Annotated in this window: 13 protein-coding genes; 8 read left to right on the forward strand and 5 right to left on the reverse strand. The window is 69.3% G+C overall.

Annotated elements, in window-relative coordinates:
• Positions 1–95: 95 nt before the first annotated feature.
• Entirely contained in the window at positions 96–314 is a 219-nt protein-coding gene (locus BZB76_RS34080; RefSeq protein ID WP_147449265.1) for a hypothetical protein, read from the reverse strand.
• 293 nt (positions 315–607) lie between these two features.
• Between BZB76_RS34080 and BZB76_RS01285 the strand changes: the two genes are divergently transcribed.
• The 3 genes from BZB76_RS01285 to BZB76_RS01295 all read left to right on the forward strand — a co-directional run bounded on the left by BZB76_RS01285 (position 608) and on the right by BZB76_RS01295 (position 5,554).
• The gene (locus tag BZB76_RS01285) at positions 608–1,549 is read left to right on the forward strand and encodes a GlxA family transcriptional regulator (protein ID WP_211342771.1); all 942 of its coding nucleotides are present in this window, start codon (positions 608–610) and stop codon (positions 1,547–1,549) included.
• Positions 1,550–1,577: 28 nt separating this feature from the next.
• A complete protein-coding gene (locus BZB76_RS01290) occupies positions 1,578–4,289 on the forward strand; it encodes a helix-turn-helix transcriptional regulator (protein ID WP_121432451.1) in 2,712 nt (903 codons plus the stop codon).
• Positions 4,290–4,378: 89 nt separating this feature from the next.
• Positions 4,379–5,554, forward strand: a complete 1,176-nt coding sequence (locus BZB76_RS01295; RefSeq protein WP_121432452.1) for an amidohydrolase family protein — start codon at positions 4,379–4,381, stop codon at positions 5,552–5,554.
• A gap of 140 nt (positions 5,555–5,694) precedes the next feature.
• On the opposite strand, the gene BZB76_RS01300 is transcribed toward BZB76_RS01295, so the two are convergent.
• The 4 genes from BZB76_RS01300 to BZB76_RS01315 all read right to left on the reverse strand — a co-directional run bounded on the left by BZB76_RS01300 (position 5,695) and on the right by BZB76_RS01315 (position 9,567).
• Entirely contained in the window at positions 5,695–5,955 is a 261-nt protein-coding gene (locus tag BZB76_RS01300) for a hypothetical protein (RefSeq protein ID WP_147449266.1), read from the reverse strand.
• A 694-nt stretch (positions 5,956–6,649) separates the two neighbouring features.
• Positions 6,650–7,927, reverse strand: a complete 1,278-nt coding sequence (locus BZB76_RS01305; RefSeq protein WP_121432454.1) for a hypothetical protein — start codon at positions 7,925–7,927, stop codon at positions 6,650–6,652.
• A complete protein-coding gene (locus BZB76_RS01310) occupies positions 7,924–8,334 on the reverse strand; it encodes a YbaB/EbfC family nucleoid-associated protein (RefSeq protein ID WP_121432455.1) in 411 nt (136 codons plus the stop codon). Before BZB76_RS01310 ends, BZB76_RS01305 begins: the two co-directional genes overlap by 4 nt.
• A 318-nt stretch (positions 8,335–8,652) precedes the next feature.
• Positions 8,653–9,567: a LysR family transcriptional regulator gene (locus tag BZB76_RS01315; RefSeq protein WP_121432456.1), complete on the reverse strand. Its 915-nt coding sequence runs from the start codon at positions 9,565–9,567 to the stop codon at positions 8,653–8,655.
• An 83-nt stretch (positions 9,568–9,650) separates the two neighbouring features.
• On the opposite strand from BZB76_RS01315, the gene sfnG reads away from it, so the two are divergent.
• From sfnG to BZB76_RS01340, 5 genes are all read left to right on the forward strand, one after another.
• Positions 9,651–10,766 carry a dimethylsulfone monooxygenase SfnG gene (gene sfnG / locus BZB76_RS01320; protein ID WP_121432457.1) on the forward strand — a complete coding sequence of 372 codons (1,116 nt, stop codon included), beginning with the start codon at positions 9,651–9,653 and terminating at the stop codon, positions 10,764–10,766.
• A 111-nt stretch (positions 10,767–10,877) separates the two neighbouring features.
• Positions 10,878–12,089, forward strand: coding sequence for an acyl-CoA dehydrogenase family protein (locus tag BZB76_RS01325; RefSeq protein ID WP_121432458.1), 1,212 nt, complete (start codon positions 10,878–10,880; stop codon positions 12,087–12,089).
• A gap of 69 nt (positions 12,090–12,158) precedes the next feature.
• The gene (locus BZB76_RS01330) at positions 12,159–12,671 is read left to right on the forward strand and encodes a flavin reductase family protein (RefSeq protein ID WP_121433373.1); all 513 of its coding nucleotides are present in this window, start codon (positions 12,159–12,161) and stop codon (positions 12,669–12,671) included.
• 2 nt (positions 12,672–12,673) lie between these two features.
• Positions 12,674–13,867 (forward strand): SfnB family sulfur acquisition oxidoreductase, encoded by a 1,194-nt coding sequence (locus tag BZB76_RS01335; RefSeq protein WP_246006695.1) that lies wholly within the window; start codon positions 12,674–12,676, stop codon positions 13,865–13,867.
• Positions 13,868–13,890: 23 nt separating this feature from the next.
• Positions 13,891–15,048, forward strand: coding sequence for an LLM class flavin-dependent oxidoreductase (locus BZB76_RS01340; protein WP_121432460.1), 1,158 nt, complete (start codon positions 13,891–13,893; stop codon positions 15,046–15,048).
• Positions 15,049–15,051: the final 3 nt, after the last annotated feature.

A 15,051-nucleotide genomic window follows, 5' to 3' on the forward strand; every position in this document is an offset into this window, starting at 1 on the left:
GCCAATCTTCGTGGGTTTTGCGCCACCGGCCGGTGTGCTTCTGCGGCTGGGGCGGGGAGTGGCGAGAAAACGGTGATTATTGGCAGTTTAACCTCTCACCGGGGCGGGGGAACCGAGGCCACTATGCGAGCGCCGAGAAACTTCTCGGGCTCGACATGTGGAGGAACGATGAAGCGTCTTCTTGTGACCGTGATGGCGACGGGGATCGTCATGGTCGGCGCCGCCTCGGTGGCCGCGAGTGCGTCCGCCGAGGAGGCGGTCGGGACCGACAGCGTGAGGATCACCTCGGAGGGGACCGACAGCGTGAGGATCACCAACCGAGACTGGTGACCCTACCGAGGGCCGCCCGGCGGATGGGACGGGTGGCCCTCGATCATCCGTGCGCCCTCGTCGGGGGACGAGGTGTTCGATCCACGGACCGGCGACATTACGGATCCGTGCCGCGGCCGTCCGCTCCTAGTCTTCAGAAAGGGATTCCCGTGCGGGCGGACGAGGCCGCGAAGTTTGTCAGTATTTTCCGATCGGGGGTTTCATGTTGCTCTGTCGCCGTGTGCCAGGCGCCGGTCCTCAGCAGGCCGACGTCGACGTTCAGAAGGTCGTCGCCTTTGTGTCGGACGGATTCAGCACCGTCGCGCTGGGACTCTGCGGTGCGGTGTTCGCCGACCGGACCGAACTCTGGATGCCGCGGTACGCATTCCTCGTCACGACGGAGTGGCCGGGCCCGTTGACCAGTGATCTGGGGCTGCTCCAGCAGGTCGAGCACGGACCGGACGTCATGCGGGAGGCCGACCTGATCCTGGTGTTCCCCATCGGCGACGGCCTGCCCGGTCCAGAGGTGATCGACGCGATCAGGGACGCCCACCGGCGCGGAGCGACCGTGGCCTCCTTCTGCTCCGGCGCGTTCGTGCTCGCCGAGACGGGGCTGCTCGACGGGAGGCGGGCGACGACGCATCCGCGGCTGGCGGCCGAGCTCGCCCGGCGTTATCCCCGCGTCCACGTGGAACCGGACGCCCTCTACGTCGACGAGGGGCGCCTGGTCACCGGGGTCGGGGGCGCCGAGGGCATCAACATGGTGATGCACCTGGTGAGGCGCGAGCATGGGACCGCGGTCGCCAACGCGATCGCGCAGGAGACCGTCGCGGTGCCGAACTGGTCCGGCGACCGGCCCCGGTACCTGTCCTTTCCCACCGCCGCCCGGTCCGAGGACGAGCGCATCACCGCCGTCCTCGAATGGGCCGGTGACCACCTGGACCAGCCGCATTCGATCGACGACCTGGCCGCCCGCGCCCTCATGAGCACCCGCACGTTCAACCGGCGCTTCAAGGCCGCGACCGGCACCACGCCTCATGCGTGGCTCCGGGCCCAGCGGGTGCGGAGGGCCGGGGAGCTTCTGGAGACCACGGGGCTGGGCGTCGAGGAGATCGCCCGGCAGGTCGGCTACCGGACGGCCGCCGTCCTGCGCGAGAACTTCATCAAGACCCGCGGGGTCTCACCGCAGGCCTACCGGCGGGCGCTGGGGCATCGGTTGACGCTCTCTCGGACGACCTGACCCCGCGGCGGCGACTTACGATCAAGGCATGTTCGCGGGGCGGGGGCAGGAGCTTGCCGGGGTGGTGGGGCTTCTCGCGTCCGCGCGGGCGAGCCGGGGCGGCGGTGTCGTCCTGGTCGGTGAGCCCGGGATCGGGAAGTCGACACTGCTCAGGCAGGCCGCGGGTCTGGCGACCGATATGCGCGTGCTGCGGGCCACGGGCGCGGAGACGGAGGCGCCGCTCGCCTATGCCGTCCTGCACCAGTTGCTGTTCCCGGTGCTGGATCGGGTCGATCTGCTGCCCGCGCCGCAGGCGGAGGCGCTCGGTGTCGCGCTCGGTTCACGGAGCGGGGCCGCGCCGGACCGGTTCCTGGTGTCGGCGGGGACGCTGACCCTGCTGTCGGACCTGGCGGACGAACGTCCGGTGGCATGCCTCGTCGACGACCTGCAATGGGCGGACGGCCCGTCCCGTGACGTGCTCGCGTTCGTGGCCCGCCGCGTCGGCGCCGAGCCCGTCGCCCTGATCGCCGCCGACCGGACCGCCGCGGACCGGCCGCCCGACGGTCTGCGTGTGCTGCCTCTCGCACCGCTCACCGCCGGCGAGTCGGCGGCCGTCCTGGACGCGCTCAGTCCGAACCTCTCCCCGGAAGTGCGGGATCGGCTGGTGAAGGCGGCGGCCGGCAACCCGCTCGCCCTGGAGGAGATACCTCGGGGGCTCACGCGGCGAGAACTCGCCGGGCTTGATCCCCTCCTCGATCCGCTCCCGTTGTCGACGGCCCTCGAAGGGCTGTTCAGCACGCGGGTTCGGCGGCTCGATCCCGACGTCCGGGTGCTGGTCGTCCTGTGCGCGGCGGACGGTTCCGGTCACCTGCCGACCCTCGCGCGGGCAGCCGAGCGGCTGGACGTCTCCCTCGCCCCCCTTGACTCGGGCATGCTGGACGACCTGGTCCACATCGACCGGTTCGGTGCCGTGGCCTTCCGCCATCCGCTGGTGCGTTCGGCCGCGTACCACGGCGCTCCGCACTCGACCCGTCGGGCCGTCCACGCGGCGCTCGCACACGCCGGCACCGAGCCCACCCGCCGGGTGTGGCACCTGGCGCGGGCCGTGTCGGGCCCCGACGAAGAAGTCGCCCGCGAGCTGGAGCAGGTCGCCGAACGCACGCTGCGTCGTTCCGGCGACCGGACGGCGGTCACCGTCCTCCAGCAGGCCGCCCGGCTCAGCCCGGACGTGGCCGACCGGGCCCGAAGGCTGGTCGCCGCCGCCGAGGCCGCCTGGCGAAGCGGCGACGCGGCCCGCACGCGCACGCTCCTGGACGAGGCCCGCCCCCTCGCCGAGCCCGGTGATCCGCGCATCGACCACCTCCACGGCCTGACCGAACTCCGCGACGGGGACGCGGCCGAAGCCGTCCGCGTCCTGGTCTCCGCGGCGTCCCGCGCCGTCGACGGTGCCGTCCACCGCCCGGTGCAGGTGTTGCTGGACGCCGGTGAAGCCGCCTTCCACACCGCGGACGCCGCCGCGGCCAAGGAGGTCGACCGGCTCCTCAAACAGCTCCCAGACGCGGGAACCCCCCTGGAACAGGCACTGGTCAGGTTGATGCTCGGCATCGCACCGCTGGCGCGAGGCGAGCACCCCGACGGCCTGGAGGACGATCTGGCCTTGATCGAAAGGAGCGGTGACCCGCACCTGCTCGTCCGGGCCGGCGGCATCGCCCTGACCCGCGGCGACCTCGGGACCTCCCGGCGGCTACGCGCCGCCGGCGTGGCCAGAGCCCGTCACCTCGGCGCCGCGGGGACGCTCGCCTGGGCCCTGTGGTACCAGGCCAACGAGGAGGTCCTGAACGGCCGGTACGCCGCGGCGGAGGCGATCGCCGACGAAGGTCACCGGCTGTCCCTGGAGACCGGACGGTCCAACATCGCCTGGCAGCATCAGGCGACCATGGCCATGCTGTGCGGCCTGCGCGGGCGCGCGGACGAGGCCGTGGCCAAGGCGCGGGAGGTCATCGCGTTCGCCGACGCCCGCGGCCTGGCCACCGCCGGTCTGTGCGCGCGGCACGCCCTGACCCTGCTCGCGCTCTCCCAGGGGCGCGGCGCGGACGCCCTGGAACAACTGGAGGTCATGCGCGATCTCATGTCGTCCGGGCACCACGCGGTCTCCATCACCGTGGTCCCCTTCTATGTCGAGGCGGCGACACGCGTCGACCTGCGCGACCGCGGCGCCGAGGTCTTCGCCCGGTATCTGACCTGGGCGGAGGAGCCCCCCGCGCCGACGGAGGTGCGCGCTCTCGCCGCCCGTTGCCGGGCCCTGCTGTCCGATGGCGACGAGGCCGATCGATGGTTCCGGACCGCGCTCGACCATCACCACGCGTCCGGGGTGCCGCTCGACCACGCCCGCACCGCGCTGCTGTACGGGGAGTTCCTCCGCCGCCGGAAACGCCGCACCGACGCGCGAGCCCCGCTTCGGCTCGCGCTGGCCACCTTCGAGCGGCTCGGCGCCACGACATGGGCCCGGCGCGCCCGAGCCGAGCTGCGCGCCACCGGGGTGACGACGGGAGTGCCCGACCCCAGCGGCATCGACCTCCTCACGCCCCAGGAGATCCAGGTCGCCCGCGTCGTCGGCCAAGGTCTCACCAGCCGCCAGGCCGCGGCCCAACTCTTCCTCAGCCCGCGCACCGTCGACTACCACCTGCGCAAGATCTACCAGAAACTGGGCATCGCCTCCCGCACCGAACTCGCGCGCCTCGATCTTTCCGACCGGGACTGATCGCAAGAAATTCGCCAAAGAACGCAAGAACCCGGCCATTATTGGGACGCCTCACGGCGCACCAGAACCATCCGACTAGCGTCGCTAGGATGAGCAAACTCGCCATTGGCGTGACGAGGGTTTTCGACGGCGAACGGTTGCTTGACGAACCCGCATTGATACTCGTGGAGAACGGACGGATCGCCGGAATTCAGCCAGGCACGGAGGCACCGGATGACTGGACGACGCGACATTATGACGGAACGGCCCTGCCCGGCCTGATCGACACACATGTGCACCTGTGCGCGAACGGCGACCTTGGCGCCCTCGAGAACATCGAACATCTATCCCCGAAAGACCTGCACGACACCATAGAAACGTCGCTCCACCTACATCTGGCCGCAGGCGTGACCACCGTCCGGGACCTTGGCGACCACCAGGACGCGGTGCTGGAGTGGAGGACGCACGACAAACCCGGACTGCCGACGGTCGTGGCCTCCGGAACGCCGATCACCAGCATGGACGGGCACTGCGCATCGCTGGGCGGACAGGCGCGCGGGGAGGCGGAGATCCGGGCGATGGTCCGGCGGCGCGCGGAACACGGCGCGGACATCGTGAAGATCATGGCCAGCGGCGGGGTGCTCACACCCGGCACCGACACCCTGAGCCCGCAGTTCACCGAGCCGGAGATGCGCGCGGCGGTCGACGAGGCGCACCGGCTCGGACTACCGATCACCGCGCACGCGCACGCCCTCGACGCGGTACGCCAGGCCCTGGCCGCGGGCGTCGACGGCATCGAGCACTGCACCTGTCTGACAAGTGACGGCGTCCGCGCCGACGACGCCCTGCTCACCAAATTGGCCGAGTCGGGGACCACGGTCTGCCCGACGCTCGGAAGCGACCCCGCGGTCGTCGTCCCACCCGAGATCATCGCCGTGGCCGCACGCGCCGGCATCACCGAGGCCGTCCTACAAGAAACAGCCATGCGCCTCCACAAGGGCGGAGCCCGGTTGGTGGCGGGCTCGGACGGCGGCATCGGCCCGGCCAAACCCCACGGCCTACTGCCCTACACCCTCGAGGAGTACGTACACGCGGGCCTCCCAGCGACAGCCGCACTACGAGCCGCCACATCGGTCGCCGCAGAGGCCTGCGGCCTACCGGCCCACAAAGGCCGCATCCGCACCGCCCACGACGCCGACCTGTTAATCGTGACCGGCGACCCGACCACCGACATCACGGCCCTACACACCCCCCAAGCAACCTACCTATCCGGCCACCTCCAGTAAGCCGCACAAGGCTCCACAGCATCGCGGTCGCAAAGTCGGCAGGGTTCAGCCCGCCTATTCGCCATTTGGCGCCCTCCGCAACGCGGTGGAGCGGGAATGCCCGCACCGAACCCGCCCGGGTTCTTTGCCTGGCCCGTGCTCTACAGTTTCGCAAGCAGCGCCAACGTCGGACCGATCAGCACCACGATGTAGAAGATCACCCACACGCCGACGGTTCTGAGCGGGCCGGTGAGGTCTCTCCGATCCGAACGTCCGGTGTGCAGGCGAGGCGGGACGGCGTTACCTCTGCTGAAACCACTGCCCGGACCGGACGGCGCGTACACGAGTTCCGCCGGCTCCGCTGCCAGGAGCGTCCCGGACTTCTGGACGGGAATGGGGCCTGCTATTTCCCCACCGTCCACCGGATCTTGACCCTGAACAGCGCGGAACGTCCAAGCCGGTTCTCGGAGAACGTAGATGCTGGTACCCCATTCGGCCGGAACGGATTCCCCATTCACTGTGACCGCGGGCCGGTACTCGTCACGCGTGGACTGGAAATTCTTGTGCGAGAAAGGCCACACATATCGGACGACCAGTTGGAGCGACTCACCCTGGCCCTGTACCGGGCGTAGAAGGGGACCGAACCAGCCGGACTTGGAATTCATCGCCCTATATCCGTTCCGCTAGAGTATTCGCGGCAAGAAGAATGACGAACGATGCGAGCAGAAGAAGACCGGCTCGTAAGTTCCAGCTCTGCAACCCCTTCTTCGACGGGGGGACGGGACTCGAAACGACCATCGGCACAGCCGCTCCGGGCCGGATCCAGACCTGAATGATTCGGACACGTCCCTTAACCGCGTCCGTAACGAACGACGTGGTGACGCCGCACCGCAACGTGATCGTTCGCGCCCCGGACGCAACCGGGACGTACCAGCGTCCCGGCGCGACGTCCAAGGAATGGCCGTCGACCTGACATGACAATACCGGAAGTTCGCCGGCGAACTCGGAGTCCACCGAGAATCGGATGTCCAGTGCCGAATTCTCCGGAGTCGGTGCCGCCGATTCCAAGTCTTCGAGGCGCACGGGAAACATTGCCTGCATTTATCGACCGCCAATCTACACCGGCTCGGGCGGAGCCGCCGGGAAGCTTCCGGGATCCAACTTGTTCCGGATGTCGTCGGCGGTGCCACCACCACCCGTGGCCCCCTGCCATGCCGGTCCAGCGACTTTGAACGGCGTGCTGATTCCGGCGCTGATTCCGAATCCGCTGAGCGCTTTGAGAGCACGCTTGTTCTGCGCGGCATACCTGGCCAGATATCGCAGCAGGGTGGCCAGGCGGATCAGCACGTTGCGCACCTTCTGAACCATGGCCGAGGCGCGCTGAAAGGCGATCGTGGCCTGGATGCCGGTGGCTCCTGCCGCGGCGGCGGTGCTGGCGCCGCCCGTGACCGGCGCGGCCGCCATCGCCGGAACCCAAACCGCGATCAGCCACCGGATCAGCGTGATGATGAGTTCGACGATAAAGGCCTGCGCAACCTCCATGATCGCCTTGCTGGCCCCGAGAATCGCCCGCACATGTGTGACCTCCTTCGCCAGGTCGTCCAGACCTTCGGTGAAGATGGTCATGTGGGCTCTGGCTCGGTTTGCCGTTGGCCCCTTCCAGATGTGCTCTGCTATGTCCTTCTGGGGGATTTCCAGGACCTTCTTCGACAACTCGCCGAGCTTCTGACCTACCACCTCCCATCGGTTGCTCGCGTCATCTATTTTCTCCGGGTGCCCGGTGACGTACGCGAGTGCGTCCTCCAATGGCTGGATGACGTCTATCAGGAAGGTGAGGCCCCAGCCGGCGAGGAAGCCCACCGGGTCGGCGGCCAGTCCGATGCCCGCACCGAGGGCGTCTCCGGTGAACGATGACAGGTCGGCGAATTGCTTGTCCTCGAACGCCTTCTGCACTCCCTTGCCCAGTGAGCTGATGACCGGCATGTCCTCGAGAGCGTCGAATCGAAGCGGGCCGGCCTCGTTCAGGGAGGGGGAGCGTTTCGGTGCTTCGGCCTTACCGATCGCAGGATCGACGAGAAGACTTTCCACCTCCTTTATCTTGCTGAGTATCTCGCTGTCCGCCTTGCGATAGTTTTCGGCGGTCTTCAGTAGCGAGTCCGCCGCCTTGTTAATGTACGTAGGAGGCAGTTGGAGAGACTCGTGCAACTCGGCGGCGGCGTGCTGGTACCAGTCATTCAACTGGGCGGCCCTGCCGACACCTCCCCACACGTCGAAGCCGTGCCCCGGGTCGGCGGCCTTTGCGGAGGCTTTGATGTCGGCGGCGAGGGACTGATAGGTGTCCATCTTCTGTGCGGCGACGACCAACTGGCCCGGATTGTAGACGATCTCGGTCACCAGCGGATGCCTCGCTTCCGGAGGTACAACTCCGGGTCTTCGACCTCTACGTTGGGCAGGTGTGCGTCGACCATGCCCATCACGTCCACGCCGGGTGGCGCGATTGGCTGGACGAGGGCGGCCATTTCCTGGTTCACCTCTGCGGTGGCCTTCCGGATCACGGTGATGAGCGTTCGGGCCAACTGCTCCGGTCCGAGGCGAAGCGCTTGTTGCTGGAGTTTGATGTCCTGTACGGCACCGCCGGACCCCACGGTGACTGTGACGGTTCGGTCCTGCGAGGCGACCGAGGCGGTCAGGTGCTGGATCTTTTCACGAACGTCCCGGTATACGGCCAGCTGATCAGCCAACTCTTGATCGACAGAGCCGAACGGCTTCGGATCGTCGGAGCTTTGGTCGTTGTCGCTCATGGGTTACTCCGCTGTCGACTAGGGATCCGCGGGGTAGTTGTTTCGAGCCTTTGCATGCTCCAGCGAGGGACGTCCTCCCGGTCTCGAAAGGAGGATCGGAGCAGGGACATTGAACCATGACGTACGAGCCTGTTCAAAGTTCGCGCACATGCTTACGGAATCTGACCCGCGCAAGCGTCAGCCGGATCATCTCCGGAACCAAGGGTCCTGTCACTTGAATCGGTCAGGACTAAAAATTTATATGACTTGTCCTGAACCCGGATGGCGCTTATTTTGCGTCCCGATCGAGTGACCGGGGCGAATGAGGCGAGGCCGGGGTCAGCTTCTCGTGTTGTTAGGGAGGTGGGTGGCCTGGGTTTTGAGGAGGTGGAGGAGGTGCGTTACCTGGGCGGGTGGACGGCGGGTGCGGGAGTGTTGGGCGACTAGGAGGACGTCCGGGCCCTTGGTGGCCAGGGGGCGGTGGGTGATGACGCCGCGCTGTTCGAGGGGGTCTCCGGAGATGCTGTAGTCGGGGAGGAGGGTGACGCCCAGGCCCTCGGCGACCATCACCTTGCCCATTTCGGCGCCGTCCACGGAGTAGGCGATGGCCGGTTCGCGGCCGTTCAGGAGGCGGTGGACGTAGCGGTGCATGAGGTAGCCGGCGCGCATCGCGACGAACGGTTCGGCGAGGATGCGGTCGAGTGGGACCTCGGGGAGGCGGGCGAGGGGGCTGTCGGTGCGGCAGCAGACGGCGGCGCGGCCCCGGAGCAGTTCGACCGTGGCCAGGTCCGGGGGTGGGTCGTCGCCGTCGATGATGTTGATCAGGCCGAGGTCGAGGCCGCCGCCGCGCAGTGACTCCTGGATGTCGGCCTGCCGGGCGGTGATCAGCTCGACCTGGGTCTCCGGACGCGCCGCGCGGAAGCGGCTCACCACGGGCAGCACGAGCGGGACGGTCGCGGCGTGTACGGTGCCGACGCGGACGCTGCGCCTGGATCGGAGTGTGTCGTCGGCCGCGGCGCGCAGGCGGTGTACGGCGTCCAGGACCTCGATGATGCCGGGCAGGAGTTCGCGTCCGCCGGAGCTGAGGCGGGCGCCCGAGCGGTGCCGTTCCAGCAGCGTGACGCCGAGTTCGCGCTCCAGGTTGCCGATGGTCTGGCTGAGCGCCGGTTGTGACATGTGCAGGGCCTCGCTGGCACGCCGCATCGACCCGAGGCGGGTGACGGCCGCGACGCATTGCAACTGCTCGATACGCATGGTTCCCCGTGAGAGGTTCGGCCTATCACCCCGTCAGGAAGACCACATTGACCTGGGACGGGCGGACGTCAACAATACTAACTATGTCTGTAGGAAATATCGAGAACCCGGTGAGGTTCGCCTACTGGGTGCCCAACGTCAGCGGCGGGCTGGTGGTCAGCAAGATCGAGCAGCGAACCGACTGGGGTTATGACTACAACCGGGAGTTGGCCGTACTCGCCGAGAACAGCGGGTTCGACTACGCGCTCAGCCAGGTGCGTTACATCGCCTCCTACGGCGCCGCCTACCAGCATGAATCGACCGGGTTCAGTCTGGCGCTGCTGCTGGCCACACAGCGGCTGAAGGTGATCGCCGCGGTCCATCCGGGGCTGTGGCATCCCGGTGTGCTGGCGAAGTTCGTCGCGACTGCCGACCAGCTTTCGGGCGGACGCGCCGCGGTCAATGTCGTCAGCGGATGGTTCAAGGACGAGTTCACCAAGCTCGGTGAGCCGTGGCTGGAGCACGACGAGCGGTACCGGCGCAGCGAGGAGTTCATCCGCGTGCTGCGGGAGATGTGGACGTCCGAGCACGCGGAGTTCGGCGGCGACTTCTACCGGCTGCACGACTTCGACCTGCGGCCCAAGCCGGTCGACGTGCCGGGGCGTCCGCATCCGGAGATCTTCCAGGGCGGCAACTCCACCGCCGCGCGGCGGATGGCGGGTCGGGTGTCCGACTGGTACTTCAGCAACGGCAGGGACTTCGACGGTGTCGTCGAGCAGGTCCATGACGTCCGCGCCGAGGCCGCGTTGTACGGACGCCAGGTCCGGTTCGGGCTCAACGCCTTTCTGATCGCCCGTGACTCCGAGGCCGAGGCCCGCGAGGTGCTGCGCGAGATCGTCGCCAAGGCCGACCGGGAGGCCGTCGAGGGGTTCGGGTCCGCGGTCAGGCAGGCCGGGCAGGCCGCCCCCGACGGCAAGGGCATGTGGCAGGACTCGGAGTTCGCCGACCTCGTCCAGTACAACGACGGCTTCCGCACCGGGCTGATCGGGACGCCCGAACAGATCGCCGAACGGATCGTCGCCTACAAGCGGCTCGGCGTGGACCTGTTCCTGCTCGGCTTCCTGCACTACCTGGAGGACGTCGAGTACTTCGGCAAGCGGGTGCTGCCCCTCGTGCGGGAGCTGGAGGCCGACGTGGTTCCGGTGCGGACGGGTTCCTGAGCGCACGCATGATCCTCGTCCGCCGCCGATACATCGACCTGCTCAGGTCATGCAGCGCGCTGTGTAGCCCGGCGCGCGCCCGTCCACCACCGTCTCAGAGGAGAGCATCACATGTCAGTCCAGACCCATCAGCAGAGGGCCGCAGGCGACGAACGGTTCGCCGACGTGTTGCGGCGCGCCGACGCGGCCGCCGCCGAGCTGCGCGACACCGCCGCCCAGCGGGACCGCGCCAACAAGACCCCGCGCGCGGAGGTCGAGCTGCTGCGCCGCCACGACCTTCTTCAGGTGCAGGAACCCGTCGAGTACGGCGGGGACGGCCTGAACTACGCGCAGGCCGTCCAGATCACCCGCCGGATCGCGCGCGGTGACACCTCCATCGCCCATCTCATCGGCTACCACTTCGCGCAGACCCGGATCGCGCCCCTGTTCGGCACGTCCGAGCAGGCCGAGGAGCTGTCCCGCCTGAACGCCGAGCGGAAGCTGTTCTGGGGCGGTGTGCAGAACCCGCGCGGCGGCTCCGACCTCGTCCTGACCGAGGACGGTGACGGGTTCCGGCTGAACGGGCGCCGCTCGTTCGCCTCCGGCGCGAGCCTCGGTGACTACCTGTCGGTCACCGCCTCCTATGAGGGAGAGCTGGTCTTCCTCGCCCTGCCCGCCGGACGCGAAGGCTTCCGTGCCCTCGGCGACTGGGACAACATCGGGCAGCGGCTCACCGACTCCGGCGGTGTCGTGTTCGACGACGCGCGCGTGGAGGGCTCCGAGGTCCTCGGGTCGGGCCCGCTCACCGGACGGACCATCACCCCGTACCAGACCCTCGTCACGCCGCACTGGCAGTTGGCGTTCGTGAACTTCTACGTCGGGACGGCCGAGGGCGCCCTCGACGAGGCGCTCGACTGGACCCGCCTGCACGGCACCCCGTGGGAGACGTCCGGCGTGGACCGCGCCACCGACGACCCCTACATCCTCCAGACCGTCGGCGAGATCCGCAGCGAACTGCGCGCCGCCGCCCTGCTCGCCGACCGCGCGGGCGACGCCCTGCAGAAGGGGCTGGACACCGGCCCCGACCTCACCGAGGAGCAGCGCGCCGAGGCGGCCGTCGCCGTCTACGAGGCGAAGTACCTGTCCACCAAGGTCGCGCTGGCGGCGGCCTCCCGGCTGTTCGAGATCCAGGGGGCCCGCGCCACCACCACCGCCTACGGCTTCGACCGGCACTGGCGCAACCTCCGCACCCACACCGTCCACGACCCCGTCGCCTACAAGGCGCGCGAAGTCGGTGACTGGACGCTGAACCGGCGCGCACCCGAGTTCTCGCTCTACCGCTGACCTCCCCCACCGGTCCGGCCACCGCTCGCCCGGTGGCCGGACCGCCCTCCCGTCGAAGGAGTGATCGACATGACCGCAGTCGGCGTCGAACTGCGCCGGGTCTACGGCGCGTACCCGACCGGGGTGACGGTGGTCGCGGGACTGGCGGGCGCAAGTCCCGTCGGCATCGCCGCCAGCTCGTTCGTCCCGGTGTCCCTGGATCCCCCGCTGGTGTCGGTGTGCGTCGCGCACACCTCGACGACCTGGCCGCTGCTGCGCGGGCTGCCCCGGATCGGGATCAGCGTGCTGGCCGCCGACCAGGCCCATGTCGGACGGCGGCTCGGTTCCCGTGCGGCGGACCGGTTCGCCGGAGTCGACTGGCGCTCCACCCCGGACGGATGCGTCCACATCGAGGACGCGGCCGCCTGGTACGTCTGCTCGATCGAGCAGCAGTTCCGTTCCGGTGACCACGACATCGTCGTCCTGCGCGTCCACGACCTGGACGCGCGTGTCGGCGTTCCGCCGCTGGTCTTCCACGGTGGCACGTTCCGCGACCTGGCCGGCGTCCCGAGCGCGGAACGATCCGCCGAACGGATTGCATGAGCATGGACGCCGTAGTGATCCGTAGTGACGAGGAGGCGCTGGAAACGGCCACCGGGCTGGGGGCGGAGTTCGCCGAACGCGCGGCCGAGCGCGACGCGGACCGCGTCCTCCCGGAGGCCGAACTGGAACGGCTGTCGGAGAGCGGGCTCCTGGCGATCACCGTTCCGGCCGCGTACGGCGGTGCGGACGTCCGGGCCGACACGCTGGCCGAGGTGTTCCGGTTGCTGGCCGCGGGCGATCCCAACATCGCGCAGATACCGCAGAGCCATGTCGTGTATCTCCGCGTCCTGGCCCAGCAGGGGACGCCGGAACAGCAGAAGTTCTTCTTCGGCGAGGCGCTGGCGGGCAAGCGGTTCGGGAACGCGCAGTCCGAGCGGGGAACCAGGCACGTCCAGGAGTACACGACGCGGCTCGTCCCGGAAGGGTCGGACGGGTACGTGCTGCGCGGCACCAAGTACTACAGCACCGGGGCGCTCTTCGCGCACTGGGTTCCCGTCCTGGCGCAGCTTGAGACGAACGGCGAGGACCGCCTGCACGTGGCCTATGTCCCCCGCGACGCCGACGGCCTGGAGGTCGTGGACGACTGGAACGGCATGGGCCAGCGCACGACCGCCAGCGGCACGGTCCATCTAAGGGACGTACGCGTCCCAACCGAGAACGTGGTGCCGCACCATCTGACCTTCACCGGCCCGCAGGTGCACGGGTCCACGGCGCAACTGCTGCACGCGGCGATCGACGTGGGCATCGCGTCGGGCGCGCTGCGCGAGGCGGTGGAGTTCGTCAACGCCAAGAGCCGTCCCTGGTTCGAGAGCGGCGCCGACACGCCCGGCGGCGATCCGCTGCTCGTCCAGCGGTTCGGGGAGCTGGCGATCACCGAGCGCGCCGCCCGTGCCGTGCTCGCCGAGGCCGGACGTGCGGTCGAGGACGCCAGGCACGACCTCACCGAGGAGAACGCGGTACAGGCCTCTCTCGCGGTCGCCGCCGCCAAGATCCTCGCGGACCGTGCCGCGGTCGAGGTCACCAACGCGCTGTTCGAGGTCTCCGGCACCCGTTCCGCCGCGGACGACCTCAACCTGCACCGGCACTGGCGCAACGCCCGCACGCACACCCTGCACGACCCCGTCCGGTGGAAGGTCCAGCACATCGGCCGGTACGTCCTCAACGGCACGCCGCCGCCCCGCCACGGCGTCATCTGAGCACAGCGAAGAGGGAGACTCCCGTGACCTTGACCTTCCACTGGTTCCTGCCCACCTACGGCGACAGCCGTTACATCGTCGGCGGTGGGCACGGTCTGGCGGCGGGCGCCGCGAGCGGCGACCGTCCGGCGACCCTCGCCTACCTCGGGCAGGTGGCGCGCGCGGCCGAGGAGGTCGGCTTTGTGGGCGCGCTGACCCCCACCGGGGCGTGGTGCGAGGACGCCTGGCTCACCACGGCACCGCTGGTGACGGCGTCGGAGCGGCTGAAGTTCCTGGTGGCGTTCCGCCCCGGGCTGCTCAGCCCGACGCTGGCCGCGCAGATGGCCGCCACCTACCAGCGGCACTCGGGCGGACGGCTGCTGCTGAACGTGGTCACCGGCGGCGAGGCGCACGAGCAGCGCGCCTACGGCGACTTCCTCGACAAGCCCGCACGGTACGCGCGTACGGACGAGTTCCTGCACGTCGTCCGCTCGCTCTGGAAGGGCGACTCCGTCGACTTCGACGGCGCGCACGTCCAGGTCGAGGGCGCCCGGCTCGGACGCGTTCCCGACCCCGTCCCGCCGATCTACTTCGGCGGTTCCTCCCCGGAGGCCGGACGGGTCGCGGCGCGGCACGCCGACGTCTACCTCACCTGGGGCGAACCGCCCGCCGCCGTCGCCGAGAAGGTCGCCTGGATCCGGGGGCTCGCCGCCGAGCAAGGACGCCGGATCCGGTTCGGCATCCGCCCGCACGTCATCTCCCGCGACACCGCGGGCGAGGCGTGGGCGCAGGCGGGACGGCTGCTGTCCGGCATCTCGGACGAGGCGATCGAGCAGGTGCAGGCCAACCTGCGCCGCAGCGAGTCCGAGGGGCAGCGCCGGATGCTCGAACTGCACGGCGGCTCCGCCAAGGGCCTGCGCGAGCTGGAGGTCGCGCCCAACCTGTGGGCGGGTGTGGGTCTGGTCCGCGGCGGCGCCGGAACGGCCCTGGTCGGCAGCCACGAGGAGATCGCGGACCGCATCACCGAATACGCCGAACTCGGACTGGACGAGTTCGTCCTGTCCGGCTACCCGCACCTGGAAGAGGCGTACTGGTTCGGTGAGGGCGTCCTGCCGATCCTGCACGAGAGAGGGCTCTGGACGCATCCCGCCGGAGGCCCCTCCGGCGCCGCTCCGGCCGCCGTCCCCTTCGCCGCCTCCTGAACA

The organism is Actinomadura pelletieri DSM 43383, assembly GCF_003634705.1.
GTDB classification, from domain to species: Bacteria; Actinomycetota; Actinomycetes; order Streptosporangiales; family Streptosporangiaceae; genus Spirillospora; species Spirillospora pelletieri.

Bases quoted from the DNA above. Each gene is read 5' to 3' on its own strand.
- BZB76_RS01290 (WP_121432451.1), top strand. From the start codon at position 1,578: ATGTTCGCGGGGCGGGGGCAGGAGCTTGCCGGGGTGGTGGGGCTTCTC.
- BZB76_RS01295 (WP_121432452.1), top strand. From the start codon at position 4,379: ATGAGCAAACTCGCCATTGGCGTGACGAGGGTTTTCGACGGCGAACGG.
- BZB76_RS01310 (WP_121432455.1), bottom strand. From the start codon at position 8,334: ATGAGCGACAACGACCAAAGCTCCGACGATCCGAAGCCGTTCGGCTCT.
- BZB76_RS01315 (WP_121432456.1), bottom strand. From the start codon at position 9,567: ATGCGTATCGAGCAGTTGCAATGCGTCGCGGCCGTCACCCGCCTCGGG.
- sfnG (WP_121432457.1), top strand. From the start codon at position 9,651: ATGTCTGTAGGAAATATCGAGAACCCGGTGAGGTTCGCCTACTGGGTG.
- BZB76_RS01325 (WP_121432458.1), top strand. From the start codon at position 10,878: ATGTCAGTCCAGACCCATCAGCAGAGGGCCGCAGGCGACGAACGGTTC.
- BZB76_RS01330 (WP_121433373.1), top strand. From the start codon at position 12,159: ATGACCGCAGTCGGCGTCGAACTGCGCCGGGTCTACGGCGCGTACCCG.
- BZB76_RS01335 (WP_246006695.1), top strand. From the start codon at position 12,674: ATGGACGCCGTAGTGATCCGTAGTGACGAGGAGGCGCTGGAAACGGCC.